This is a genomic window from Nonomuraea fuscirosea (genome assembly GCF_003001935.1).
GTDB lineage: Bacteria > Actinomycetota > Actinomycetes > Streptosporangiales > Streptosporangiaceae > Nonomuraea > Nonomuraea fuscirosea.
On record NZ_PVNG01000019.1, the window covers coordinates 173,141 to 199,877 of the forward strand.

22 protein-coding genes are annotated in these 26,737 nt (G+C 70.1%); 15 read left to right on the forward strand and 7 right to left on the reverse strand.

What is annotated here, in order from left to right:
* Window positions 1-13 precede the first annotated feature (13 nt).
* From alaS to B0I32_RS37850, 12 genes are all read left to right on the forward strand, one after another.
* On the forward strand, window positions 14-2,686 hold the full coding sequence (alaS, locus tag B0I32_RS37795) for an alanine--tRNA ligase (RefSeq protein ID WP_106247919.1): 2,673 nt from the start codon (window positions 14-16) through the stop codon (window positions 2,684-2,686).
* Between the two features lies 1 nt (window position 2,687).
* Window positions 2,688-3,167 (forward strand): Holliday junction resolvase RuvX, encoded by a 480-nt coding sequence (ruvX, locus tag B0I32_RS37800; protein ID WP_106247920.1) that lies wholly within the window; start codon window positions 2,688-2,690, stop codon window positions 3,165-3,167.
* A gap of 331 nt (window positions 3,168-3,498) precedes the next feature.
* A complete protein-coding gene (gene mltG / locus B0I32_RS37805) occupies window positions 3,499-5,022 on the forward strand; it encodes an endolytic transglycosylase MltG (protein WP_245956268.1) in 1,524 nt (507 codons plus the stop codon).
* Window positions 5,023-5,233: 211 nt separating this feature from the next.
* Window positions 5,234-6,385, forward strand: coding sequence for an endolytic transglycosylase MltG (gene mltG, locus B0I32_RS37810; protein ID WP_106247922.1), 1,152 nt, complete (start codon window positions 5,234-5,236; stop codon window positions 6,383-6,385).
* 178 nt (window positions 6,386-6,563) lie between these two features.
* The gene (locus tag B0I32_RS37815) at window positions 6,564-7,421 is read left to right on the forward strand and encodes a shikimate dehydrogenase (protein WP_106247923.1); all 858 of its coding nucleotides are present in this window, start codon (window positions 6,564-6,566) and stop codon (window positions 7,419-7,421) included.
* Window positions 7,422-7,706: 285 nt separating this feature from the next.
* Complete coding sequence (gene infC / locus B0I32_RS37820) at window positions 7,707-8,345, forward strand: translation initiation factor IF-3 (RefSeq protein ID WP_281262650.1); 639 nt, start codon at window positions 7,707-7,709, stop codon at window positions 8,343-8,345.
* A gap of 121 nt (window positions 8,346-8,466) precedes the next feature.
* Complete coding sequence (gene rpmI / locus B0I32_RS37825) at window positions 8,467-8,661, forward strand: 50S ribosomal protein L35 (protein WP_090761693.1); 195 nt, start codon at window positions 8,467-8,469, stop codon at window positions 8,659-8,661.
* Window positions 8,662-8,685: 24 nt separating this feature from the next.
* Window positions 8,686-9,069 (forward strand): 50S ribosomal protein L20, encoded by a 384-nt coding sequence (gene rplT, locus B0I32_RS37830; RefSeq protein ID WP_090945401.1) that lies wholly within the window; start codon window positions 8,686-8,688, stop codon window positions 9,067-9,069.
* Between the two features lie 97 nt (window positions 9,070-9,166).
* Window positions 9,167-9,970: a TrmH family RNA methyltransferase gene (locus B0I32_RS37835; RefSeq protein ID WP_106248041.1), complete on the forward strand. Its 804-nt coding sequence runs from the start codon at window positions 9,167-9,169 to the stop codon at window positions 9,968-9,970.
* A 50-nt stretch (window positions 9,971-10,020) separates the two neighbouring features.
* A complete protein-coding gene (locus tag B0I32_RS37840; protein WP_106247924.1) occupies window positions 10,021-11,112 on the forward strand; it encodes a sensor histidine kinase in 1,092 nt (363 codons plus the stop codon).
* Window positions 11,113-11,242: 130 nt separating this feature from the next.
* Window positions 11,243-12,283, forward strand: a complete 1,041-nt coding sequence (pheS, locus tag B0I32_RS37845) for a phenylalanine--tRNA ligase subunit alpha (protein WP_245956280.1) — start codon at window positions 11,243-11,245, stop codon at window positions 12,281-12,283.
* Entirely contained in the window at window positions 12,283-14,835 is a 2,553-nt protein-coding gene (locus tag B0I32_RS37850; RefSeq protein ID WP_106247926.1) for a phenylalanine--tRNA ligase subunit beta, read from the forward strand. Before pheS ends, B0I32_RS37850 begins: the two co-directional genes overlap by 1 nt.
* A gap of 37 nt (window positions 14,836-14,872) precedes the next feature.
* Here the strand turns inward: B0I32_RS37850 and B0I32_RS37855 are convergent, their stop codons facing one another.
* Window positions 14,873-15,487 carry a Uma2 family endonuclease gene (locus B0I32_RS37855; protein ID WP_245956270.1) on the reverse strand — a complete coding sequence of 205 codons (615 nt, stop codon included), beginning with the start codon at window positions 15,485-15,487 and terminating at the stop codon, window positions 14,873-14,875.
* Between the two features lie 78 nt (window positions 15,488-15,565).
* Here B0I32_RS37855 and B0I32_RS37860 point away from each other — a divergent pair, with 78 nt between their 5' ends.
* Window positions 15,566-15,799 carry a hypothetical protein gene (locus B0I32_RS37860; protein WP_106247927.1) on the forward strand — a complete coding sequence of 78 codons (234 nt, stop codon included), beginning with the start codon at window positions 15,566-15,568 and terminating at the stop codon, window positions 15,797-15,799.
* Between the two features lie 145 nt (window positions 15,800-15,944).
* Window positions 15,945-16,688, forward strand: coding sequence for a metallophosphoesterase family protein (locus B0I32_RS37865; RefSeq protein ID WP_106247928.1), 744 nt, complete (start codon window positions 15,945-15,947; stop codon window positions 16,686-16,688).
* 109 nt (window positions 16,689-16,797) lie between these two features.
* On the opposite strand, the gene B0I32_RS37870 is transcribed toward B0I32_RS37865, so the two are convergent.
* From B0I32_RS37870 to B0I32_RS37890, 5 genes are all read right to left on the reverse strand, one after another.
* Window positions 16,798-18,105: an MFS transporter gene (locus B0I32_RS37870; protein WP_106247929.1), complete on the reverse strand. Its 1,308-nt coding sequence runs from the start codon at window positions 18,103-18,105 to the stop codon at window positions 16,798-16,800.
* 600 nt (window positions 18,106-18,705) lie between these two features.
* On the reverse strand, window positions 18,706-19,662 hold the full coding sequence (locus B0I32_RS37875) for a cyclase family protein (protein ID WP_245956271.1): 957 nt from the start codon (window positions 19,660-19,662) through the stop codon (window positions 18,706-18,708).
* A 781-nt stretch (window positions 19,663-20,443) separates the two neighbouring features.
* Complete coding sequence (locus B0I32_RS37880; RefSeq protein WP_106247931.1) at window positions 20,444-20,794, reverse strand: nuclear transport factor 2 family protein; 351 nt, start codon at window positions 20,792-20,794, stop codon at window positions 20,444-20,446.
* A 15-nt stretch (window positions 20,795-20,809) separates the two neighbouring features.
* Window positions 20,810-21,217, reverse strand: a complete 408-nt coding sequence (locus B0I32_RS37885; protein WP_106248044.1) for a hypothetical protein — start codon at window positions 21,215-21,217, stop codon at window positions 20,810-20,812.
* Window positions 21,218-22,378: 1,161 nt separating this feature from the next.
* Window positions 22,379-24,040: a class I adenylate-forming enzyme family protein gene (locus B0I32_RS37890; RefSeq protein ID WP_106247932.1), complete on the reverse strand. Its 1,662-nt coding sequence runs from the start codon at window positions 24,038-24,040 to the stop codon at window positions 22,379-22,381.
* Between the two features lie 307 nt (window positions 24,041-24,347).
* On the opposite strand from B0I32_RS37890, the gene B0I32_RS37895 reads away from it, so the two are divergent.
* Complete coding sequence (locus tag B0I32_RS37895) at window positions 24,348-25,961, forward strand: endo-1,4-beta-xylanase (protein ID WP_245956281.1); 1,614 nt, start codon at window positions 24,348-24,350, stop codon at window positions 25,959-25,961.
* Between the two features lie 132 nt (window positions 25,962-26,093).
* On the opposite strand, the gene B0I32_RS37900 is transcribed toward B0I32_RS37895, so the two are convergent.
* Complete coding sequence (locus B0I32_RS37900) at window positions 26,094-26,699, reverse strand: VOC family protein (protein ID WP_106247934.1); 606 nt, start codon at window positions 26,697-26,699, stop codon at window positions 26,094-26,096.
* Window positions 26,700-26,737 lie beyond the last annotated feature (38 nt).

Sequence of the window (26,737 nt, forward strand, 5' to 3'; positions counted from 1 at the left end):
AAGGATGGCCACCATGGAGTCGGCAGAGATCGCCCGCCGCTTCCTGCGCTTCTTCGAGGAGCGTGGGCACAAGGTCGTGCCCTCGGCCAGCCTGATCGCTGAGGACCCGACGCTTCTCCTGGTCAACGCGGGTATGGTGCCGTTCAAGCCGTACTTCCTGGGGCAGCGCAAGCCTCCGGCGCCACGGCTGGCCACCGCGCAGAAGTGCGTGCGCACCCCCGACATCGACGAGGTGGGCAAGACCACCCGGCACGCGACGTTCTTCCAGATGCTGGGCAACTTCTCCGTCGGCGACTACTTCAAGGCCGAAGTGATCCCGTTCGCGTGGGAGCTGCTGACGAAGTCCGAGTCCGACGGCGGCTTCGGCTTCCCCGAGGACAAGCTGTGGGCGACGGTCTACCTGGAGGACGACGAGGCCTTCGACCTCTGGCGCAACAAGGTCGGCCTGCCCGAGCACCGCATCCAGCGCCGCGGCCTGGAGGACAACTACTGGCACATGGGCGTGCCGGGCCCTGGCGGCCCCTGCTCGGAGATCTACTACGACCGCGGCCCCGAATACGGCAAGGAGGGCGGGCCCGTCGCCGACGAGGACCGCTACCTCGAAGTCTGGAACCTGGTGTTCATGCAGTACCAGCTGAGCCAGGTCCGCTCCAAGGTCGACTTCGACGTCTCCGGCGAGCTGCCGAGCAAGAACATCGACACCGGCATGGGCCTGGAGCGCATGGCGGCGATCCTGCAGGGCGTCGACAACATCTACGAGATCGACACCACGTACAAGATCCTCGATCGGGCGGCCGAGCTCACCAAGACCCGCTACGGCCGCGACGCGCGTTCCGACGTCAGCCTGCGCGTCATCGCCGACCACGTGCGCACCGGCACCATGCTGGTCGCCGACGGCGTCATGCCCGGCAACGAGGGCCGCGGCTACGTGCTGCGCCGCATCCTGCGCCGCTCGATCCGCAACCTGCGCCTGCTCGGCTCGGGCGACCAGCGCTACATGCACGAGCTGACCGACGTGGCGATCAACGTCATGGGCGAGCAGTATCCCGAGCTCAAGACCGACGCGCCGCAGATCCACGCGGTCGTCGACGCCGAGGAGGCGAGCTTCCTCGGCACGCTCCGCACCGGCACCGCGATCTTCGACGTGGCGGTCGAGGAGACCAAGCGCAAGTCCGGCACCTCGATCAGCGGCGACCAGGCGTTCCAGCTGCACGACACCTACGGCTTCCCGATCGACCTGACCCTGGAGATGGCGGCCGAGCACGGCCTCAAGGTCGACGAAGAGGGCTTCCGCCGCCTCATGAAGGAGCAGCGGCAGCGGGCCAAGGCCGACGCGGCGGCGAAGAAGACCGGCAACGCCGACATCTCCGTCTTCGGGCAGCTGCTGGAGGCGGGCGGCAAGGTCGAGTTCCTCGGCTACGACCAGACCGAGGCCGACACCAGCGTGGTCGGCATCCTCGTGGACGGCGTGTCCGTCCCGGCGGCGGGTGCGGGTGCCACGGTCGAGGTCGTGCTCCAGCGCACCCCGTTCTACGCCGAGGGTGGCGGCCAGCTCGCCGACCAGGGCGTGATCCGCACCGGCGGGGCCGAGGTCGAGATCACCGACGTGCAGTCGCCGCTGGCCGGGCTCGTCGTGCACCGCGGCAAGATCCGCGCCGGTGAGCTCAAGGTCGGCGACGAGGCGCAGGCGGAGATCGACCTGGAGCGCCGCCGCGCGATCTCGCGCAGCCACAGCGCCACCCACCTCGTCCACCGCGGCTTCAAGAACGCGCTCGGCGAGACGGCGGCGCAGGCCGGCTCGGAGAACTCGCCCGGCCGCTTCCGCTTCGACTTCACCGCGGCGGGCGCGGTTCCGCCCAGCGTGCTGCGTGATGTCGAGGACGAGGTCAACGCGGTGCTCATCAACGACCTCAAGGTCAACGCCTTCTACACCTCGCAGGCGGAGGCCAGGGCGATGGGCGCGCTGGCGATGTTCGGCGAGAAGTACGGCGACGAGGTCCGCGTGGTCGAGATCGGCGACTACTCGCGCGAGCTGTGCGGCGGCACCCACGTCCACAGCTCCGGCCAGCTCGGCCTGGTCAAGGTGCTGGGCGAGCAGTCCGTCGGCGCGGGCGTGCGCCGCGTCGAGGCGCTCGTCGGCATCGACGCCTTCCGCTTCCTGGCCCGCGAGAGCGTGCTGGTCGCGCAGCTCACCGAGCAGCTCAAGGCGCGCAGGGAAGAGCTGCCCGAGCGCATCGAGGGCATCGTCACCCGGCTGCGCACCGCGGAGAAGGAGCTGGAGAAGGTCCGCTCGGCCCAGGTGCTCCAGGTCGCGGGCGACCTGACGGCCCAGGCTCGTGACCTGCACGGAGTCTCCGTCGTGACGCACCGCGCGCCTGATGGCACCGGTGCCGATGACCTGCGTAAGCTCGCGCTTGATGTGCGTGGCAGGTTCCCGGCCGACAGGCCGGCGGTCGTCGTGATCGCCGGTGCCCCCTCCGACCGGCCGGTGGTGGTTGCCACGGTCAACGAGGCGGGGCGCGAGCTGGGGCTCAAGGCCGGACGGCTGGTCGGCGTCGCCGCCAAGGCTCTTGGGGGTGGCGGTGGCGGCAAGGACGATGTCGCGCAAGGCGGCGGCACACGACCGGAGGCGATCGGCGACGCGCTGCGCCTGGTCGAAGAGGCGATTTCTGGGCAGCTCGGCTGACATGAGGTTCGGTGCACGGATCGGCGTGGACGTCGGCTCCGTCCGTATCGGCGTGGCCCGCAGTGACCCCTCGGGGATGCTGGCCACGCCGGTGGAGACTGTCAGACGAGGCAAGGGCGACCTCGCCCGCATCGCCGCGATCGTCGCCGAGCATGAGGCGATCGAGGTCGTGGTGGGGTTGCCCACCTCGTTGTCGGGGCGCGAAGGACAGGCGGCCGGGCTCGCCCGCGAGTTCGCCGTCAAGCTCGCGGCCCGGCTGGCGCCCACGCCCGTGCGGCTGTTCGACGAGCGGCTGACCACGGTGACGGCGCAGCAGGGCCTGCGGGCCAGCGGCGTACGCGCCAAGAAGCAGCGCGGCGTCGTCGATCAGGCGGCGGCCGTGGTGCTGCTGCAGGACGCGCTCGACTCCGAGCGCGCCACGGAAAGACCACCAGGCAGGCCCGTCGAACCGCCATCCGCGGCCGACGGACCTGCCTCATGAACGGCCGCACTCCGGCCGTCCGGCCCACCACGACCTATCCACCCGCCCCGTTGCCCGCCCATGCGTGCGGGCACGCCGTGCCGGTGAGGGGAGAGCGCGGTTCCGGCGTGGCGCTTCATCCGCCAGGGGTGGCGGGCCGCCGCCGCCCGCTCACGGCTGCACCCGCGCCGGGGACGGCCTGCCGCCCGCCCAGGAGGGGCGGGCTCGCGTCCGGGGTTACGGGGTTCTTGCCGGGAGGATGTGATCCCGGTCCGGCTCCCGCGCGTACTACAGGTGTGCCCGAGGTGTCGGATGCAGGTCTGGGAACGACGGTCGCCGGTGAGGTGATCGCGTGAACAGGACGCCTGAGAACGAGGACGACGCCGACGACATGATCCCGTTCCAGCCCGCGGACAGCCCGGCCGAAGGGCCGGAAAGCCGGGCGGAGCAGAACGATCCCGAACTTCGAGATCCGCAGGACGGCCCTGAACTTCGGGGCCCACAGGACGATCCCGCGCTTTCGGGCGCGCAGGACGGTCCTGAACTTCGGGACCCGCAGGACGATCCCGAGCCTCCGGACACGCCGGACGATCCCGAGCGCCGGACCGGGCCGAGCGGCCCTGAGCCCTCCGGCGGGCAGGGCGGCCCCGGGCATCCGGCCGGGCAGAGCGGCCCCGAGCATGCAGCCGGGCTGGGCGATCCCGGGCGCCGGGGCGGACGAGGTGACTACGCGGCCTCGGCCGGGTTGGACAGTCCTGAGCCTGGCCGGGACGGCTCCTGGGCCGCCGGCGGGCGGGACGAACCCGGCCCTGAAGCCGGGGACGAGGAGCCCGCTGGGCGGCGGGGGCAGGCGATGCGGAAGGTGGGTCTGCTGTCCGCCGGGTTGCTGGCGGGCGTGCTGGCCGTCGGGCTCGGCGCGATCGTGATGCTCAAGCCGTACCTCAGCCCCGACGACTTCGAGGGGACGGGCAGTGGCGCCGTGACGGTGCGCATCCCGCCCGGCTCCAGCGCGGCCGACATCGGCTCGGCGCTGGCCGACGCCGGGGTGGTGGCCAGCGTGCAGTCGTTCGTGAACGTGACGGAGGACCGCGCGATGAGCGACCGGCTGCGGCCGGGACACTACCGCCTGCGCAAGGGCATGGCGGCGACGGCGGCGCTCGACCTGCTCCTCGCCCCCGCCTCCAGGATCGTGCGGCGGGTGACCGTGCCCGAGGGCATGCGGGTGTCGGAGGTGCTGACCCGGGTGGCCAAGCTGGCCGGGCTGCCGATCGAGGCGCTGCGCGGTGTGGACAAGGACCTCGTCGGGCTCCCCGAGTACGCTCACGGGCTCGAAGGCTTCCTCTTCCCCGCCACGTACGAGATCGAGCCGGGCGACACGGCCGTGGACGTGCTGGCCGCGATGGCCGAGCGGTTCGCCGCCGCGGCCAGGCACGTGGGCCTGGAGGAGCAGGCCGCGAAGGTGAACCTCACCCCGCTGCAGGTCGTCACGGTGGCCAGCATGATCCAGGCGGAGGGCGGGACGGACGAGGATTACCCGAAGATCTCCAGGGTGATCTACAACCGGCTGGAGAAGGGCACCCCGCTGGAGATCGACAGCACCGTGCTGTACGCCCAGAACCGGCGAACACTGAAGGTCACGGAGAGTGACACCAAGGTGAACTCTCCCTACAACACGTACCGCCACAAGGGACTGCCGCCGGGGCCTATCGCCAATCCGGGCGAGAAGGCGCTGATGGCAGCCCTGAACCCTGCCGAAGGTGATTGGCACTGGTTTGTCACCACGGATCCGGGCCATAGAATCACCAAATTCACCAACAAAGAGAGCGAGTTCGTGAGATACCGGGAAGAGTTGAACAAGAACCTCGGGACGAGCTGATGTTCGCCAGGGCCGCCGCTCTCTCCGCGCAAAAGCCCCAAAACGGGGCATGCGCCCTCTTTCCGTCCCTTAGCATGGCTACCCAGAGTGATCTCCGCCGTCCGTGGCAGCACGTACGGCGGATCCCCCAGTTTCGCTCGGTGACTCCAGCCGGTTGGGCAGTTCCGCTTGACGCCCGGCAGGCAGTACCGGGAGATTGGCCAGCGCACCTATGAACGATCTCGACCTGAACACTCTGCTCGGCCCCGAGGACGACGAAGGCTCCGGCAGGCGCGGAGGCCGCGGGGCCGGCAGACGCGGCCGCAGGCGCCGCCGTCGCCGCAACCGGGGCGGGTTCATCGCGCCGCTGCTCGCCTTCTTCGTCCTGGCGGGCATCATCGGCGGCGGAGGCTACTACGGCTACCTGTGGCTCAGCGACGCCCTCGTGCCCGACGACTACACCGGTCAGGGCAGCGGCGAGGTCATCATCGAGATCAAGAGCGGCCAGAGCGCGTCCGAGGTGGCCACGGAGCTGGAGCGGCAGGGGGTCGTCGCCAGCGCCAGGGCGTTCACCAACGCCATCGCCAACGCCGGGATGAGCGACAAGCTGCAGCCGGGCGAGTACAAGATGGCCAAGAAGATGTCGGCCGCCGCCGCGGTGCAGCGGCTCGGCTCGGACAACCGGCTGCTCGCCAAGGTGACGATCAAGGAAGGGCTGCGTCTGTCCGACACCCTCTCCACCCTCGCGAAGGAGACCGGCAAGCCGGTCAAGGAGTTCACCGCCGCGGCGAAGAGCACCAAGGACCTGGACCTGCCGTCGTACGCGAAGGGCCGGCTGGAGGGGTACGCCTTCCCGGCCACGTACGAGTTCCAGCCCAAGACCACGCCGAAGCAGATGCTGACGGCGATGGTCGACCGGTTCAACCAGACGGCCGAGCAGATGGACATCGAGGGCGGCGCCAAGGCCCTCGGCCGCACGCCGCACGAGATCGTCGTCATCGCCAGCATCGTGCAGGCCGAAGCGGGTCGGCAGGAGGACATGGCGAAGATCGCGCGCGTCATCTACAACCGGCTTGAGCTCAACCCGCCGATGAAGCTGCAGATGGACAGCACGGTGATGTACGCGCTCAAGAAGTACCGCACCACCGCCACCTTCGCCGAGACGAAGATCAAGCACCCGTACAACACGTACGCGAACCTGGGCCTGCCGCCGGGAGCCATCACCAACCCCGGCGACCACGCCATCGAGGCGGCGCTCAACCCGGCCAAGGGCACGTGGCGCTACTTCGTCGCCACCGACCCCAAGAGCAGCGTCACCAAGTTCGCCACCACGGAGGCGGAGTTCAACGAGCTGCTCGCGGAGTTCAAGCGCAACGGCGGCTGACCGAACGCGACGACGACGGGGTCAGGCGCGACGGCGGCTGACCGAACGCGACGGCGGCCGACCCGCACGCTCGCCACGGAAGCTCATCGCCCACGGCCGCCCGGACGACTCCGGGCGGCCGTGCGCGTTTCCCGGGCCGCCGTGGCGATAGGGTCGTCCTGTTCGGAAGGAGTGGGGGATGCGGGCTGCGGTGATGGGGTCGCCCATCGGCCATTCGCTCTCGCCGTACCTGCACCGGGCCGCCTACCAGGCGATGGGGCTCGGCGGGTGGAGCTACGAGGCGTTCGAGTGCGACGAGGCGCGGCTGCCTGAGCTGCTGGCGGGGCTCGGGCCCGTGCGCGGCCAGGCCGGCGCCGGCGAGGACGCCTGGGCCGGGCTGTCGCTGACGATGCCGCTCAAGCGGGCCGTGCTGCCCCTGCTCGACACCGTCTCCGAGACGGCCGTCGAGGTCGGCGGGGCCAACACCGTGATCTTCCAGAACGGGCGGCGCCACGGCGACAACACCGACGTCTACGGCATCGAGCGGGCCCTGGCCGAGGCGGGGGTGCCCGCGCCCCGGTCGGCGACCGTGCTGGGCGGCGGGGCCACGGCCGCCTCGGCGCTGGCGGCGCTGCGCAACCTCGGGCTCCACGCGGCGACCCTGCTGGTGCGCGATCCCGCGCGGGCGGGGGAGACGGCCGCGGTGGCCGAGCGGCTGGGCGTGGCGCTGGCGGTGGAGACGTTCGACAAGCTCGACGCGCGCACGGGGGTGGACCTGGTGGTCTCCACGCTGCCGGGCGGCGCGGCCGACGTCTTCGCGGGCCGGCTGGCGCGCGTACCGGCCCTGTTCGACGTGGTCTACTCGCCGTGGCCGACCGGCGCCGCGGCGGCGGTCCAGGCGGCGGGCGGCACCGTGATCGGCGGCTTCGAGATGCTGCTGCACCAGGCGGTGCGGCAAGTGCGGCTGATGACGGGCATCACGGACGTGCCGATCGAGGCTATGCGCGCCGCGGGGCAGTCCGAGATCCTCCGCCGCACGGCCGCCCAGGCACGCTGAACCGGCACCCGCACGCGCGGGATCGGATACGCCCGGCCGGGGCTCGGGCAGGCGGCGGCGGGATGAATCGAGAACGATTCGGTGTTGTGGTAATGTAGCTCTCTGATCGGTCCGGCATGCCTTGCTGGACGCGCAAGCGGAGGTCTCCCTCCCACCTGAGTCACCGCGAGGTGGCCGGGTCCAGGATCACGCCGGACTACTCCGGGGAGCTCAAGGCCACGAAGCCACAGAGCTCAGTGGCCCCGCATGCGCGACGTGCGGGGCTTTTCGCGTTCTGCGAGCGCGTTGAGCTCCCGTCACGACGAGCACGTAGGGATCGCAAACCTAGGAGGCCCCATCAGCACTGAGCCCCGCATCAACGAGCGTATCCGAGTTCCCGAGGTTCGCCTCGTGGGCCCGAACGGCGAGCAGGTCGGCATCGTCTCCATCCATGACGCGCTGAAGCTCGCCCAGGAGGCCGACCTCGACCTTGTCGAGGTCGCGGCCACGGCTCGACCGCCCGTGTGCAAGCTCATGGACTACGGCAAGTTCAAGTACGAGTCCGCGATGAAGGCGCGCGAGGCGCGCAAGAATCAGGCGCACACGATCATCAAGGAGATCAAGCTCCGGCCGAAGATCGACCCGCACGACTACGAGACCAAGAAGGGTCACGTGGTGCGGTTCCTCAAGGCGGGGGACAAGGTCAAAGTCACGATCATGTTCCGCGGACGCGAGCAGTCCCGGCCGGAGCTCGGCTTCCGGCTGCTGCAGCGGCTGGCGGACGACGTCCAGGAGCTGGGGTTCGTCGAGTCCCACGCCAAGCAGGACGGCCGTAACATGATCATGGTGATCGGTCCGCACAAGAAGAAGGCCGAGGCGAAGGCGGAGAAGGCCGCAGCCAAGGCACAGCGTGGCGGCGAGGAGCCTTCCCCACCGGAAGAGTGACCCGCAGTTGGGGTTAGCCTTACAACACCCCAGCAGCCACCGGGCAGACGAAGACGCCACGACCGGGCCGGCCAGCACCGGCCCGGCCACCGGCACGACCGAAACGAGGAGAGACGGCGACATGCCGAAGATGAAGACGCACAGCGGTGCGAAGAAGCGGTTCCGGGTCACCGGCACCGGCAAGATCAAGCGTCGCCGTGCGAACCGCGCGCACTACAACGAGTGGAAGTCGTCCACGCTGACGCGCCGTCTCAAGAACGAGGTCGTCCTTTCCGACGCCGACTCCAAGAAGATCAAGAAGCTGCTCGCCAAGTAGCGCGAACCCCCGGGGAGATACAACATGGCACGCGTGAAGCGGGCGCTCAACGCCAAGAAGAAGCGCAAGGTCGTCCTCGAGAGGGCGAGCGGTTACCGTGGCCAGCGGTCGCGGCTGTACCGCAAGGCCAAGGAGCAGATGCTCCACTCGATGACGTACGCCTACCGGGACCGCAAGGACCGCAAGGGCACCTTCCGTCGTCTGTGGATCCAGCGCATCAACGCCGCGGCTCGACAGAACGGCATGACCTACAACCGCCTGATCCAGGGTCTGCGTCTGGCGAACATCGAGGTCGACCGTAAGATCCTCGCTGACCTCGCGGTCAACGACAGCCAGACCTTCGCCACGCTCGTCGAGGCCGCCAAGAAGGCCCTTCCGGCCAACGTGAACGCTCCGGCCGCGAGCTGAGGCAATTGTTCTGAGGGGCCCACCGATGACGGTGGGCCCTTTGTTGTTCAAGGGCTGTCATCCGTACGGCCGTTGCTCGCACGACTGGGGGATGTGGATGGGCGGGTCCGAGCTGACCAACGTGAGGTCGCCGCGGGTGAAGGCCGCCAGGCGGCTCACCAAGCGGGCCTTCAGGGAGCAGGACAGGAAGTTCCTGGCCGAGGGGCCGCAGGCGGTACGCGAGGCGCTCAAGCTCGACGGTGTGACGCTGGAGCTGTTCAGCACGGCGGAGGCGGAGCTGCGCCATCCCGAGCTCATCACCCAGGCCACGCTGCAGGGCGTCCCCGTGCACCGGGCCAGCGGCGAGGTCATGTCGGAGTTGTCCCAGACCGTGACGCCGCAGGGCCTCGTGGCCGTCTGCGGGCTCGTGCACGTGCCGCTGGAGCAGGCCCTCAGCGGGCAGCCGCGGCTGGTCGCGGTGCTCGCGCACGTGCGCGACCCGGGCAACGCCGGGACCGTCATGCGGGCGGCCGACGCCGCCGGGGCCGACGCGGTGGTGCTCACGGACGCGTCCGTGGATCCGTACAACGGCAAGTGCGTCCGCGCCAGCGCCGGTAGCCTGTTCCATCTTCCCGTCACCATCGGTGCACCGGTCGGCGCCGCCGTGCGTCAACTAAGGGAGCGGGGCCTGCGCGTGCTGGCGGCCGACGGCGCGGGCAAGCACACGCTCGATGATGTCGATCTCGCGGGACCCACCGCGTGGATCTTCGGCAACGAGGCATGGGGGCTACCGGAGGAGATACTCGCCGAGGCGGACGATGTGGTCAGAGTGCCCATCTACGGACAGGCTGAAAGTCTCAACCTGGCCACTGCCGCGGCGGTATGCCTTTACTCCTCGGCCAGGGCGCAGCGAGTGCCCTAGGTGGCTGGAAACCCGCTATTGTCGGCGTTGTAGGCGGAGGAGGCGAGGTCGTGCACGGCGCAGACACCGACGGGCGAGTTGTGGCCGCCGCGTGCACGATAGCCATCGACGACCTTCCTGACGGCCTCATCATGACCGACCGATATGGGTGCGTGAGGGCCGTCAACCGGGCCGCCTCCCGGCTCACCGGCGTCGCCATGGAGCGCGCGGTCGGCAGGCACATGAACGACGTGTTCCCCTTCCGCGACCATGACGGGCGCGACTGGTGGAAGGCGCTCGACCCCGAGGGCGGCCTGCGCATCAGGACGCGGGTGCCCGAGCGTCCGCTGCACCTGCCCGGCGGGCAGGAGCTCTACGTCGCGGCCAGGCTCGTACGCGAGCCGGAGCGCGGCGGCGACGTCGACCGGGTGGCGATCACCCTGCGCGACGGCGGCGCCCGCGCGCGGCTGGAGCGCAGCAGGGCCGACCTGGTCTCCACCGTGGCCCACGAGCTGCGCTCGCCGCTGACCAGCGTCAAGGGGTTCACCGCGACGCTGCTGGCCAAGTGGACCCGCTTCACCGACGAGCAGAAGCGCGTCATGCTGGAGACCGTCAACAACGACGCCGACCGCGTCACCCGGCTCATCACCGAGCTGCTCGACGTCTCCCGCATCGAGTCGGGCCGGCTGGAGGTACGCCGCCAGGTCGTCGATCTGCCCGCCAGGGCGCGCCGGCTCATCGCGGGCCGGGTGGCGGCGGGCGACAGCGAGAACCGCTACCGGCTCGTCGTGGGCGAGCACCTGCCGGAGATGTGGCTCGACCAGGACAAGATCGACCAGATCCTGGGTAACCTGGTGGAAAACGCGGTGCGCCACGGACGCGGCATCGTCACCATGGAGATCGAGTCCGTCGAATGGGGAGTTGCCGTGTCGGTGCGCGACGAGGGCGAGGGCATCGAGCCCGAGCTGGCTCCGCGCGTCTTCAGGCAGTTCTGGCGGGGCGGCAACAGCCGCCGCCGCGGCGGCACCGGGCTCGGGCTCTTCATCGTCAAGGGCCTGGTCGAGGCACACGGCGGCACCATCATCGTGCAGCGGGCGCCCGGGGGCGGGGCGGAGTTCCGATTTACCCTGCCCACCGGCACACCCGACTTCGCCGCCGTCTGAGGCGGAATTCGGGCCCGGTGGGCGGCTCCCACTAGACTCATTTCCGCTCAAGCCCTGGATACGGAGCTCACTCTTGTCTGACTACGACCCCGTCGAGGTGACACCGTTGCATGCCGACGAGGTGTCCCGCATGGAGGCCGACGCCATCGAGGCGATCAAGGCCGCCGCCGACCTCGACGCACTCAAGCAGGCCAGGCTGGCGCACGCGGGAGACCGCTCGCCCATCGCCCTGGCCAACCGCGAGATCGGCGCCCTGCCGCCGGCCGCCCGCGCCGAGGCCGGCAAGCGCGTCGGCGGCGCCCGCAAGGCGATCAACGAGGCGCTGGCCGCCCGCCAGGCCGAGCTGGAGGCCGAGCGCGACGCGCGGGTGCTCGTCGAGGAGACCGTCGACGTCTCCCTGCCCTGGGACCGGCGGCCGCGCGGCGCCCGCCACCCGATGACCACGCTGCAGGAGCGCATCGCCGACGCCTTCGTCGCCATGGGCTACGAAGTGGCCGAAGGCCCCGAGCTCGAAGGCGAATGGTTCAACTTCGACGCGCTCAACATCGCCAAGGACCATCCGGCCAGGTCCGACCACGACACGTTCTTCGTCGGCTCCACCGACTCCGGCATGGTGCTGCGCACGCAGACCTCGCCGGTGCAGGTCCGCGCGCTGCTCCAGCGCGAGCTGCCGGTCTACGTGATCTCGCCGGGCAAGACGTTCCGCACCGACGAGCTCGACGCCACCCACACGCCGGTCTTCCACCAGACCGAGGGCCTGGCCGTCGACGAGGGCCTGACGATGGCCCACCTCAAGGGCACGCTCGACCGGTTCGCCGAGGTCATGTTCGGTGAGGGCATCACGACCAGGTTCCGGCCCAACTACTTCCCGTTCACCGAGCCGTCCGCCGAGATGGACCTCAAGTGCTTCGTCTGCCGCGGCGCCTCGGCGATCCCCGGCAACCCGCCCTGCCGCACCTGCAAGTCGGAGGGCTGGATCGAGTGGGGCGGCTGCGGCATGGTCAACCCGCGCGTGCTCATCGCGTGCGGCGTCGACCCGGCGCGCTACTCCGGGTTCGCCTTCGGCATGGGCATCGAGCGGACGCTGATGTTCCGCCACAACGCCGAGGACATGCGTGACATGGTCGAGGGCGACGTTCGCTTCACCCTTCCGTTCGGAATGGAGATCTGATGAAGGTCCCGCTTTCCTGGCTGCGGGAGTATGTCGATCTCCCGGCGGTCACCGCCCACGAGGTGGCCGACAGGCTGACCGCGGCCGGGCTCAAGCTCGAGGCGATCACCTCCCACGGCCACGACGTCAAGAACGTCGTGGTCGGCGAGGTGCTCACGATCGAGGAGCTGACCGGGTTCAAGAAGCCGATCAGGCACTGCACGGTCGAGGTCGGCGAGGCGACCCCGCGCGAGATCGTCTGCGGCGCCACCAACTTCTCCGTCGGCGACCGGGTGCCGGTCGTGCTGCCCGGCGGCGTGCTGCCCGGCGGGTTCGAGGTCGGCGCGCGCAAGACGTACGGGCGCATGTCCGAAGGCATGATCTGCTCCGAGCGTGAGCTCGGGCTGGGCGACGACCACAACGGCATCATGGTGCTGGCCGCCGGCACGCCCATCGGCACCGACGTGGTCGAGCTGCTCGGGCTGCGCGACGACGTGATCGAGCTGGAGATCACGCCCGACATCGGCTACGCCCTGTCGATCAGGGGTGTGGCGCGCGAGGCGGCGACGGCGTTCGGGGTGGCCTTCCGCGACCCCGCCGACGTCGAGCTGCCCGTCGAGAGCGGCACGTCGTGGCCGGCCTCGATCGCGGACCCGACGGCGTGCGACCGGTTCGTGCTGCGTGAGGTACACGGCTTCGACCCGGCCGCCGCCAGCCCGCTGTGGATGCGGGTGCGGCTCATGCGCGCCGGGGTGCGTCCCGTGTCGCTGGCCGTCGACGTCACCAACTACCTGATGCTGGAGCTCGGGCAGCCGCTGCACGCGTTCGACCGGGCCAAGCTCCAGGGCGAGATCGTCGTGCGCAGGGCCGCGGCAGGCGAGCGGCTGGAGACGCTCGACCACGTCGTACGCGACCTCGACCCCGACGACATCCTCATCACCGACCAGTCGGGGCCGATCTCGATGGCCGGCACGATGGGCGGCCTGGAGACCGAGATCTCCGACGACTCGACCGACATCGTCATCGAGGCCGCCCACTTCTCCGCGACCGGCATCTCCCGCGAGTCACGCCGGCACGGGCTGGTGTCGGAGGCGTCCAAGCGGTTCGAACGCGGCGTCGACCGCGAGCTGCCGCTGGTCGCCTCGTGGCGGGCGGTCCGGATGCTGGCCGAGCTGGGCGGCGCGAGCGTCCAGCCCGGCGTCACGCACGCCGAGGTCGAGGTGTCGCCCGCGCGCATCGCGATCCCGTCCGGCTACCCGGGCCGGGTCGCCGGCATGGCCTACTCCCGAGACACCGTGATCGCCCGGCTGGAGCAGGTCGGCTGCGTCGTCACCGACGGCGACGACCCGGCCGTGCGCCGCGGCGGCGTCGATCCGACCGGCGTGGTGACCGGCGGCGCGCTGGCCGCCAAGCTGGCCGTCACCGGCGACGACATGATCACGGTCACGCCGCCGTCCTGGCGGCCCGACCTCACCGACCCCAACGACCTGGCCGAGGAGGTCATCCGGCTGGAGGGCTACGAGAGCCTTCCGTCGGTGCTGCCCTCCGCCCCGGCCGGCGCCGGGCTCACCGAGGCGCAGCGGCTGCGGCGCCGGGTCGGCCGGGCTCTGGCCGAGGGCGGTCATGTCGAGGTGCTCAGCTACCCGTTCATCAGTCCCGACGACTTCGACCGGCTGCTGCTGCCCGCCGACGACGCCCGCAGGGTGGCCGCGCGGCTGGCCAACCCGCTGTCGGAAGACGAGCCGCTGATGCGTACGACGCTGCTGCCGGGCCTGCTCAAGACCCTCGTCCGCAACGTCGGCCGCGGCTTCACCGACGTGGCCCTGTTCGAGACCGGCTCGGTCTACCGCCCGCGCGCGGGAGCGCCGGGCGTGGCCCCGGTGCTCGGCGTCGAACGCCGGCCGACCGCCGAAGAGCTGGCCTCGATCGAGTCGGCGCTGCCCGACCAGCCGCTGCGGGTCGCGGTGGTGCTGGCCGGGGAGTTCGAACGATCCGGCTGGTGGGGCGCGGGCCGCGCCGCCACGTGGGCCGACGCGGTGCAGGCCGCCCGGCTGGTGGCGGCGGAGGCGCGGGTCGAGCTGTCCATCAGCGCCGACCAGCACGAGCCCTGGCACCCCGGCCGCTGCGCCGCCCTCTACGCGGGCGACACGCTGGTCGGCCACGCCGGCGAGCTGCACCCCCGGGTCATCGAGGCCTACGGGCTGCCGCCGCGTACGGTGGCGATGGAGCTGGAGCTGTCACGGCTCGAGGCGGCCATGCCCGGTCCCGTGCAGGCGCCCTCGGTGTCCGCCTACCCGGTGGCCACCCAGGACGTCGCGCTGATCGTGCCCGACTTCACGCCGGTGGCCGACGTGGAGGCGGCGCTGCGTGACGGGGCCGGGGCGCTGCTGGAGTCGATCCGGCTGTTCGACGTGTACGCCGGAGAGCAGGTGGGCGAGGGGAACAAGTCGCTCGCCTACTCGATGCGCTTCCGCGCGGCCGACCGTACGCTGACGGTCGAGGAGACCACGGCGGCGCGCGACGCGGCGGTGGCGATGGCGGCCGACCGGGTGGGCGCGCAACTGCGCGGCTGAGACCGTCGCTGTGAAGGGGCCGGTGCGCCGGCCCCTTCTAGCGGGTGCGGCTCGGGTAGAGCGTGGCGAGGTCGATGTCGAGGTCGAACGGGACCGTGAGCTTGAGCCGGTCGTGATGGACGCCGGTGGCGACGTAGGACCGCGTGGCCGGGTTGAGTTCGTGGACGAAGACGGCAGGCCGGCTGTTGACCTCTTCGATGAGCCAGAAGTGGGGGATCCCCGCCTCGGCGTAGAGGGCCGGCTTGCGCCGCCTGTCGCGCAGTTCGGACTCTTTGGAGACCACTTCGACGGTGAGCACGACGTCCGCGGCGTCGTAGCAGGTGACGTCGGGGCCGTAGGGCGCGTCGGGACCGAGCACGATGATGTCGGGCTCTGGTCGCTGGCGCGCACCCAGCTTCACGGTCATCTGCCCCAGCACTTCGTGATCTGCGGGCAAGAACTGCTTAAGTGCGTGCTCCAACTCGCGGATGACTACGTGATGGAAGTGTCTCTGCGGGCTCACGAAGACCAAGCTTCCATCAATCAACTCTGTGTGCGCAGGCAAATCCGGAAGGTGATCGAGATCTTCCGCTACGAAGCCCTCGGGAGGTGGGAAGATCCAGTCGGGGAGCGACGGAGGCGTCATCCTGGTGATCACCGCTTCGGCAGTCATGGCTCAACGCTACCAATCTATTGTGCTCACGCCTGGTGAACGTCAAGACACGGAAGCGGAAGATAAGAAGATTGGCTCATGAAGTACTTGCTGGTGTTCGCGGAGCGGGACGACGCCGAGGAGGTCGCCGAGACGCTGGGGGAGTGGTTTCCCGAGCTGGGGGTGCCGCGCGTCGTACGGGAGACCCTCGCCGGTGAGGACGACGCCGAGGACGCGCAGTGGCTGGTCGTCGTCGAGGGACTGGACGCCGGTCGCCTGGCCAAGGTCGACGAGCTGATCGAACGGTACGACGGGTGGCGCGAGGCGGAGTGAGCCGTACGGCGGGGTGGCGTGCGGCCGGCTGAGGTGGTGCGGCGGTGGTGAGGCCGGGTGAATCGGGCGGTTCGCGATCGGCTGAGTTGTTCGCCGGGTAGCGAACATCGGCTCCGGCGGTCGCCGGGCACGGCAGAGTGGCCTTATGCGAATCGCCGTCCTCTCCGACATCCATGGTGTGCTGCCCGCGCTGGAGGCCGTGCTGGCCGAGCCCGAGGTGAAGTCCGCCGACCGGATCGTGCTCACCGGTGACCTGGCCGCCGGGCCGATGCCCGTGGAGACCCTCGACCTGCTGATCTCGCTGGGGGAGCGGGCGTCGTGGGTGAGCGGCAACGCCGACCGTGAGCTCGTGGAGGTGGCGGCGGGCAAGGACTGCCCCTACCCGTCGTCGGTCTGGGCGGCCGGTCAGCTCAGCGAGGAGCAGATCGAGTTGCTGGCCGGGCTGCCCGCCCGGCAGGAGATCGAGCTGGGGCGGCTGGGGCGGACGTTGTTCCTGCACGCCACGCCGCGCAGCGACGAGGAGACGATCCTCGTGGACAGCTCGCTGGAGCGATGGGGTGAGGTGCTGGCGGGGGAGAAGGCCGACACCGTGGTGCTGGGCAACACGCACATGCCGTTCGTACGGCTGGCCGATCGGGTGCTGGTGGTCAACCCGGGGTCGGTCGGGATGCCGTACGGGCGCTACGGCGCGCAGTGGGCGCTGCTCGACGGGAAGAGCGGAGCGGTCACCTTGCGGAACACGCCGCTGGACGCGCGGACGGTGCGGGAGCGGCTGCTCGTCGAGAGCGGCTACGAAGGCATCCGGGAATGGGTGGACGAATACGTCACCAGCACCTATTCCGACGCCGAGGCCCTGACGACGTTCGCCGCGGCCGAGGGCCGGAGGTGAGGCACTGGTGGGGTCGCGGCTTGTGGGGCGGTGGCTTGTAGGGCGGTGGCTCGTGGAGCGGTGGCTTGTGGGGCGGTGGCTCGTGGAGTGGTGGCTTGTGGGGCGGCGGTCAGGCGGGGGTCTGGGCCGGGTCGGCCGCGGCCTGCCTGCGGGCCTTCTCCGCCAGGGCGTGCTCGTCGGTTCTAGCGTCGTACGCGCGGAATCTGGGCAGAGCGGCGGCCAGCGCGAGGACGGCGGCCACGCACAGCACGCCGCCCGCGCCGAGCGAGAAGCGGGTGCCGCCGAAGTTGGCCATGAGGCCGGCCCGCGCGTTGCCCAGCATCGGCCCGCTGGCGTAGGAGAGCAGCTCGATGCCGGCCAGGCGGCCGCGCAGCTCCGGCGGGATGGTCTGGTTCCACATCGTCATGCGGAAGATGCCGCTGATCATGTCGGCCGCGCCGGCGAAGGCGAGACAGACGAAGATCAGCCAGACGTTCGGGGCCAGGGCGGTCAGGGCCACGGCCACGCCCCAGGCCGCGGCGGCGACGATCACGCCCAGGCCCTGGCGCTGGACGCGGGCCGTCCAGCGGCCGGTGAGCGAGGCGATCAGAGCGCCCACCGCGGCCGCCGAGTAGAGCAGCCCGAGCGCCTCGGGCGCTCTCAGCTCTTCGGCCAGGAACGGATAGAGCGCCGTCGCCATCGCGAACACCATCGCGGCGATGTCCACCAGATAGGTGCCCATCAGGTCCTTACGGCTCACCGCGTAACGGACGCCCTCGATCAGCGACCGGATCGAGGCGGGGGCGGCGTCGTCGGCGGGCGGGATGGCCCTGACCCGCCAGAGCAGCACCAGGGAGAGCACGAAGGTCAGCGTGTCCAGGGCGAAGGCGGAGGCGGTGCCCCAGGCCGTCAGCATCAGGCCGCCCAGCGCGGGGGCGACTATGGCGCCGAAGTTCCAGCGCAGGCTCGACAGCACCGCGGCCGCGCTCTGCTGCTCGTGCTTGACCACCTGCTGGATCACCGCCTCCAGGCTGGGCCGCTGAAGCGAGCCGACGCCGGTGGCCAGGGCGCCCATCACGTACAGGACCCAGACCTGCGGGTCGGGCAGCATCGCGTTGATCATGAGTGCGGCGGACGTGACCAGCAAGCCCAGTTCACTCAGCCAGATGATCCGGCGCCGATCTAGCGCGTCGGCGATGGCGCCGCCCCAGAGGCCGCAGACCACCATCGGCACGAACTCCGCCAGACTCACGAGGCCGACCGCCAGATAGGAGTCCGTCAGCTCCTTCATCTGGTACGGCACCGCGACCATGGAGATCATCGTGCCGAACATCGTGATGACGCCGGACCCGAAGAGCAGCCGGTAGTCGCGCGAATCACGCAGCGGGCTCAGATCCAGCGAAAGGTGACGGAGAAGACGTCTGACAGCAGCAAGCACGAGTCTAGATTGTCCGGCCAAGGTGACGCCTGGGGCAAATGAATTCCGGCGCGTGCCGCTTGGTCCTGGGTGGCGGCTTGCGTGCTGGTGGGGGCATGTCCTCGCGGCAGTCCATCACGTTCCAGGTGCGGCGGAACGGGTGCTGCACGGGATGGTGGGCACTTCGGGAACTGCGGTCAGGTGGCGGGTGCTTGGCGATCTGCGGTCGGATGGTGGGCGGTTCGTGAGCTGCGGTCGGTTGTGGCGCCTGGTGAACTGCGGTCGGGTGGCGGGTACATCGCGAATCGCGGGTCGGTCGTGGGAGTCTCGGGAATTGAGGTCAGTCTGTGGGCACCTCGTGAACAGCAGTGCGGGGTGGTCGAATGGAGTGGTCGTCGGTCGTCGGTCGCCGGGATCGTCGGCGCCTTGGGAACTGCGTCAGGTGGTGGGTGCTTGGCGATCTGCGGTGGGATGGCGGGCGGTTTGTGACTTGAGGTCGGTCGTGGGTGCCTGGTGAGCTGCGGTTAGGTGGCGGATACCTCGTGAACTGCGGTCAATTTGTGGGCACGTCGGGAACCGCAGTGCGGGGTGGTCAGACGGCGGGGACCTTGGGGATTTGGGTCAGAAGGTGGCGATGGGGTTGATGGGGCTGCCGGAGGTGCCGGCGAAGCGGATCGGTACGACCGCGAGTTGGAAGTCCCACTGGCCGAGCTCGGCGGCCGTCGCCGCGCAGGCCTCCAGGTCGCAGTTGTTGAGCAGCCACAGGCCCATCGCGACGAGGCCGACGGCGTGCACCGGCATCAGCACGTCGTCGTACCCGGACGGCTGAACCTCCTGCGGGGTGTCGGCGCCGATCAGCGCTACCTCGCGCTCCTGGAGCCACGGCAGGCACGACGCGTGCCAGCCGGTCTGGGTGAAACCGGCGGGCGCGGCGGCCTCGTGCCGGGCGCGGCCGTGGCCGGTCCGCAGGAGGACCGCGTCGCCGGAGCGCACCCGTACACCCTGGCGACGTTCGGCCTCCTCGATATCGTCGGGGAAGACCCCTTCGCCCGGTTCGAGCCACGGCACGCCCCGCACGGCCGCGATGTCCAGCAGGACGCCGCGCGTGACGATCCCGTTCGCCGCCGCCGTGACGGCCGCCCACGCCGATCCCGTCGCGGTGTCGACCAGCGAGTGCGGGCGCCCGTTGTACATGGCGCCGTCCCAGAAGAGGTGGCACGGCGAGTCGATGTGGGTGATCGTGTTGCCGTGGAAGGTGAGGCCGAGCCGTTCGGACGAGAAGCCCCAGCGTCGATCCTTGTGGAACGCCGCCACCGGCATGTTCTCGGCGCCCGGCATGTCGGCGGCGCACGGGCACGACGTCGTCGACCGCTCCATCTCCTCGGGTACGGCGATCTCCCACGCGCACGACACGCTCCTGCCGTGACGCACGGCCTGTGCCGCCGCCTGTCGGACGTCGTCGGTGATGTGGTTCAGGGTGCCGCGCTCGTCGTCCTCGCCCCATCGGCCCCAGTTGGACAGCGTGTCGAAGTAGCCGAGTACGTCGGCCTGGGTAGGCATCGGTCGCTCTGCCGTCATCTCAGCGTCGACTCCTTCGGTCACGTGGTTCGAGGCACCGCAGGCAGAGTATCCCGATCTCTTCTTCGAGATCCGACTGATCTTGTATGTCGGGGCTGGAGAGATGGTGTGAGCCGGCCCTGCCATCCGGAATTCGAGCCGTGCCGGGGGAGTCTCTGCTTCGGGTCGGCCGTCCTCTTCGGGTCGACGTCCTTGTTGGGTGGTCGTCCTTTTCGTGCAGTCGTCCTTTCTGGGGATCGTCCCCTTCCAGGCGGTCGTCAGCTTTCGGGCCGTTCTTGCCGGTGACTGACTCTTGAGGCCGTCCTCTTGAGGGAGTCCTCCTCGGGTGGCCGTTCGTTTCCGGCTGGCCGTCCTATTCCGGGGGATCGTTCCGTTCTCGGGTGGTCCCTTCCCGGGCTTGGCCCAGAGCTTCAGGGAGGCCGTGCTCTTCGAGGGGCCGTTGTCTTTCGGGCGGCCGGCCCCCATTCCCGGGATTGTCCCCATTTGCTCGGGCGGGTCTGTTCCTGGGGCTTGGGCCAGAAGTCCCTCGGAAGGTCGTCTTCTTCGGGGAGCCGTCGTCTACGGGGCCGTTCCTTCCGGTGACCGTCTTCTTGCGCCCGTCCCTCTTGCGCCCGTCCCTCTTGGGTTCGTCCCTCTTGGCCTGTCCTCTTCCGGATGGCCGTCGCATTGCGGGGGAACGTCCCTTTTCCGGGCGGGCCGGTCCCGGTGGGCGGGTCTTTTGCGTGGCTTTGTCCAGAGGCTCCCCCGGGAGGTTGTCCCGGGGGAGCCTCTGTTCCTGAGGTCAGGAGGGGACCTTGTCCAGGAAGCCGAGGACCTTGCGGATGCGGCCGTCTTCGGCCAGTTCGGCCACGTCGAAGCCGACGGCGACCGGCTCCCCGCCCTCCGGGCCCAGGTGCCAGGTGAAACGGGCGATGTGGTGGTGGGCGTCGTACCCCTCGCCCGGGGAGAAGACCAGGCCGGGGAACATGCCCTGTGCGGCCTCGATCACCGCGGCGATGCCGGCGTGGCCGGTGACGTCCGCGAGGGGGTCGGTGTAGGTGGCGTCCTTGGTCCAGAGCTCGGCCACGGCCTTGGCTCGGGCCTCGGGGTCGGTCTGGTTCCAGCAGTCGATGTAGCGGTCGATGAGGGTCATGGTGTGTCTCCCGTACTAGTTGGTGCGGCTCTTGCGCAGGCCGGTGATCTGGAGCTCGGCGAACCCGGCCACCACCAGGGCCTGGGCGATGGCCCAGACGGCGCCCACCGTGGTGAAGCCGGCCGCGCCGGTGACGACGGCCGCGACGCTGCCCAGGGTCCAGATGGCGTTCGCGGCGATCACCGCCTTGGTGGCGACGGGGCTGATCGTGCGGCGGCCGGCCACGAGGGCGACGGCGGCGCCGTACGCGAGCAGGAAGCCGCCGATCGCACGCAGCAGGCCGGCGTCCGGGCCGAGCAGGGTGCTCACCGGGTCGGCGAACGCGAGGTAGATCAGCCCGTTGCCGCCGGTGACGACGGCGTCGGCGGTCAGCGCGAGGCGCAGGAACTTCATCCGGTCGGTGGTGACGGGCACGGCGGTCATCTCGGGCTCCTTCATCGGCCTCAGTGCGAACACCTGAAAGATGTCAGGGCGGGGGTAGGGGCCGCGATTACGCCTCAGGTAAGCGATGGTGTCGACGTACGGATTGACCAGGGCAAAGGCGAGAACTATGACCCCTGTCACAAGGGGGAGGGGTGGGGGCGCTGCCGGGGCTTGCCGGGGTGATGTCCGACGGCGCTTTCCGCCCGGCGGCCGGGGAGAATCGCCGCCGGTGGGGTTGAGCGGACCGGGTGCCGGGAGCGCTGGACCGAGTGCGCCGGGTGGGCCGGGTGCTGGCGTAACGCGTGCCTGTCAGGTGACGGGATGCGCTGGCTCGCCCGCCCCAGGAGTGGGTTATGGCGCGAGTGGCCGGGTGCGCTGGTCAAGCGTGCTGCCGGGCGCGGTGGGTGCCGGATGTGCTCCTGGCGGCTGTGTGCTGGTGTACTCGCGCGTGCGTGGGCCTGGTGCCGGTATGGCGGGCGTCTGGTATGGGTGCGGTGGGTACCGGCCGGGTGGCGGTGCGCGTGCTCGTGTGGCGCGTGCGTGGGTCCGGTGCGGTGCTGGTGTGGCGCGCGTCTGGCGAGGGGGACGGGTGCTCAGCGCGCTGGGTGGCGGCTGTGCCCGTGTCGCGCCTGGGTGGGGCGCTGGGAACGGATGCGCTGGTATGCAGAGTGTCGGGTGCGCGTGCAGGAGTGCGGAGCGATGGAGTGTGGCGAGGTGCTGGGCTCGGAGCAAGCGCAACAGCAGCACACTGACCGCCGGCTGATGGTGTGATCGACGCTGGGGGTGCGGGGGTGCGGGGGTGCGGAGGTGGCCTGCGTCTGGTGTTGAGGGTGGTGGTGCTTGAGCTTGCTCTGGTTTGACGGATGCCATCGTGGTGGTCAGGCCAGCGGCGGCGGCTTCGTGGGTGGCCGGGTTGCGGTGGCTCAGGCTGCTGCGTGGGCCGTGCAGGGCTCAGTTGTGTTGGCCTGGTCCCGTTGCCGTTGCCGTTGCCGTTGCCGTTGCCGTCGGTGAGGGTGCGCGATGGCGGGTGGGTGGACGACGGCCGCCACGGCGGGGGGCCGTGGCGGCCGGGCTGGCTGCGCGGGATTGTGTGAGGCGGGGTGCGGCTGGTGGGCTGGAGCTTCTGGGTGGGTCGGCTGGTGGGTCGAGGGCTTGGGTGGGTTAGGTGCCCAGGACTTCGCGGCGGAGGTGGGTTTTGAGGATTTTGCCGCCGGGGTTGCGGGGGAGTTCGGCGTCGCGGAACCAGAAATGGGCGGGGATCTTGAACTTGGCGATGCGGTCCGTGAGGAAGGTTCGGAGTTCGTCCGGGGTGACCGAGGCGCCGGGGGCTGTGCGGATGACCGCTCCTACCTCCTCGCCCAGCTCGTCGTGTGGGACGCCGATCACGGCGGCGTCGTCCACTGCCGGGTGTTCGAAGAGGGCGGCCTCGACCTCGGCGCAGTAGACGTTCTCGCCGCCCCTGATCACCATGTCCTTGGCCCGGTCCACGATGTAGACGAAGCCCTCTTCGTCCATCTTGGCCAGGTCGCCGGTGTGCAGCCAGCCGCCGACGAAGGTCTGCGCGGTCGCCTCCGGCTTGTTCCAGTAGCCGAGGATGACGTTCGGGCCGCGGACGCACAGCTCGCCGACCTCGCCGGGCGGCAGTTCGGCGCCCAGGGGGTCGACCACGCGCACGTCCACCACGGGGGAGGGGCGGCCGATGCTGTCGGGCCTGGCGTGGTAGTCGGCGCCGCCGTTGCCGATGGCCAGGGCGGTGGTCTCGGTCATGCCGTAGCCGTTGGAGGGGGCGCGGTCGGGGAGGTTCGTGGTGATGCGTTCGAGGAGCTTGGGCGGGGCGGGAGCGCCGCCGTAGCCGAGGGTGGTGAGGGACGACAGGTCGTACTTGCCGAAGTCGGGGTGGGACATGAGCTGCCAGGCGTTGGTGGGCACGCCGATCATCGCGGAGACCCGCTCGCGCTCGATGAGGCGCAGCGCCTGCTCGGGGTCCCACTTGTACATCAGGACCAGGCCGCCGCCGCTGAACATGGTGGTGGTCATGGCCGAGAAGCAGCCGGTGACGTGGAAGAGCGGGACGGTCAGCAGGGTGATCCGGCGCGTGCCGGCCGCCGCGGCGACGTCCTTGCCGGACAGGGCGACCGCGCGCATCAGCCCGTACGCGACCGTCATGGGGGACTGGCCGAGGTTGCGGTGGCTGCCCAGGGCGCCCTTGGGGTGGCCTGTCGTACCCGAGGTGTAGAAGATCGTGGCCGGGTCGTCGGGGAGGAGTTCGACGTCGGGGAGTTTCACGTCGGCGGTGACCTCGCCCAGGACGTCCTCGAACGTGCGCGCCCCCGCCGGCGCCTCGCCCCGGGTGACGATCAGCGGCACGCCCGTCGAGGCCAGCCTGAGCGCGCGCTCTCCGTCCGCGATCAGCACCTTGGCGCCGGAGTCGCTCACGCCGTAGGCCAGCTCGGCCTCCGTCCACCAGGCGTTGAGCGGTACGGCGATGGCTCCCGCGGCCAGCACGGCCGAGAACGAGATCACCCACTCCGGATAGTTGCGCATCGCCACGGCCACCCGGTCGCCCTTGCCCACGCCGTACTCCTCGACCAGGCGGCCCGCCAGGGTGGCGGCGCGGCGGAAGTGGTCCTCGAACGTGATGTGCTCGTCCTCGTACACGAGGAAGACCTTCTCGCCGTGGAACCTGCTCATCTCCAGCAGCGCCCGGAAGTGCGCCGGCGCGTGCTTCCAGGTGCGTACGCCGGTGTCGCCGATCTCCTGCATCTCGAACAGCTGGCCGGGACCGGTGAGCTGAGCCTGGACCTGGGCGTGCGAAAGAGACATACCGCAGAACTCCCGCAATGGACGATTATTCCGGATAATTCACAGTACCGACCGGTAGGTACGTGGCGCTAGATACGCGTGTCGCGCTCAACGGGGCATGAAAGTTTCATGGCAAAGCCGATAGTTTCTGTGCGCCATCTGCTGCTTTGGCGCGGTGGTCAGTGCGCTGTTGACCGCTGATAGGCAGATCAATACCGTCGGCGATGCGGTCTGACTCAGGCCGAAACTTTCGGAATCGAGTGCCTGCCTCCGGAGGTAGATGCCCGTGCATTCGTCCTCGCTCCCCAGAGTCCTCGCCTTGGTGGGGATGCTCGCCGCCTTCCTCCTGCCCGCCACCGCGGCCGAAGCGTCGGCGCCCCTGCGCACGCACGCCGCCGCGCGGGGCAAGTTCATCGGCGCGGCGCTCGCCACCAGTCCGCTGTCCGGCGAGAGCTCCTACCGCAACATCGCGGCCACCGAGTTCAACCAGGTGACCGCCGAGAACGCGATGAAGTGGGACTCCACCGAGCCCAGCCAGGGCCAGTTCAACTTCTCCGGCGCCGACGCCATCGTCAACTTCGCCACGCAGAACAGCCAGCAGGTCCACGGCCACACGCTGGTCTGGCACCAGCAGACGCCCGGCTGGGTGCAGGGCCTCGGCGCCAGTGCCATGCGCACGGCGATCCAGAACCACATCAGCGGGGTCGTCGGCCGATACGCCGACAACCCGGCCGTGGTGTCCTGGGACGTGGTGAACGAGGTCTTCGACGACAACGGCAACATGCGCACCTCGTTCTGGTACAACACCCTGGGCCAGAGCTACATCGCCGACGCCTTCCGCGCCGCCCGCGCCGCCGACTCCAACGCCCGGCTGTGCATCAACGACTACAACGTCGAGGGCATCAACGCCAAGAGCACCGCGATGTACAACCTGGTCTCGTCGCTGCGCCAGCAGGGCGTCCCGGTGGACTGCGTGGGCTTCCAGGGTCACCTCGCGATCCAGTACGGCTTCCCGAACGACCTGCAGCAGAACCTGCAGCGCTTCGCCGACCTCGGCGTGCAGGTCCGGATCACCGAGCTGGACATCCGCATGCAGATGCCCAGGAACAGCAGCAAGGACAGCACGCAGGCCACCTACTACCGCAACGTGGTCAACGCCTGCAACGCGGTCACCGCCTGCGCCGGGGTGACGATCTGGGGCTTCACCGACAAGTACTCGTGGGTGCCGGACACGTTCTCCGGTGAGGGCGCCGCGCTGATCTACGACGAGAGCTACCAGCAGAAGCCCGCCTACACCGCCGTGCACGACGCGCTGGCGGGCGGCACCTCCACCGACACCACGCCGCCGAGCGCGCCGGGCACGCCGGCGTCGAGCAACGTCACCTCCAACTCGGCCACGCTGACGTGGGCCGCCTCGACCGACAGCGGCGGCAGCGGGCTGGCCGGGTACGACGTCTACCGCGAGCAGGGGACGAACGACACGCTGCTCGGGCGGAGCACCACCGCCTCGATCAACCTGACCGGGCTGACCCCGAGCACGAAGTACCAGGTCTACGTGCGGGCGCGGGACGGGGCCGGGAACGTCTCCGGCAACTCAGCGGCGGCCACGTTCACCACCACGACGGGCCCCGTCGGCGGCGCCTGCACGGCCACGCCGACCGTGCAGACCCAGTGGAACACCGGCTACGTCGTGCAGCCCGTGACGGTGACCAACGGCGGCTCGTCCGCGATCACCGGCTGGACCGTCACCTTCACCCTGCCATCGGGCCACACCCTGACCGGATCGTGGAACGCCGCCGTGACCGTCAGCGGCCAGAACGTGACGGCCAGGAACGCGAACTACAACGGCAACCTGGGTGCCGGGGCGAGCACCAGCTTCGGCTTCCAGGTCAGCCGGCCGAGTGGCGACACGCAGACGCCCTCGAGCTACACCTGCGCATGAGCGGGGATCCCTCGGGGTGGGCCTGCCCGCCTGCCCGCCCGGCATGTGGTGACCACCCCGGGGGATCCTCTCGATCAACGAACGGCGATGAACCGCGACAAGCCGGCGAGCCGCGGCGACGAACGGCCGGGGTCACGGGTCCAGGGTGATCCCCTCGCGGCGGAGGTCCTCCACGATCCCGTCCACCAGGCGGGTGGCGACCGTGTGGCGCAGGCGTCCCTCCTCGCGCAGCTCACGCACGGCCGGCACGGGATCCGGGTCGGCGAACAGCCGCTCGTCGGCGTAGTCCACCGGCCGCCCCGTCGGGTCGACGGTCCACCAGGACGCCTCCATCGCGATGCCGTTGGGGTCGCTGAAGTAGATCGAGCGCAGGAAGCCGTGGTCGATGACGTCGGTGACCTCGCAGCCGTGCGCCTTGAGCCGGTCGCGCAGCCGGTTGAGCGCGTCCTCGTCCGGCAGGTGCAGCGCCAGGTGGTCGAACTGGGCCGCCTTCGCGTACGGGACGCCCGCCGGCTTGGCGAAACTGTCGAGGTCCTGGTCGGTGTACTCGAAGAAGGCGACGGTGTTGCCCGTGCCGACCTCGAAGAAGTAGTGCTTGAACGCGGGGACGGCGAGGGTGGTGACGAGGCGGGCATCGAGCACGCCGTGCCAGAAGCGCACGGTCGCGTCCATGTCCGCGGTCACGAGGGCGAGATGGTGCACACCACGCCAGTGCACCGTTTCCGGGGTCGCAGCCATGCCCCAAACGTACGCCTTTCAACTACTCCCGGTAAGAG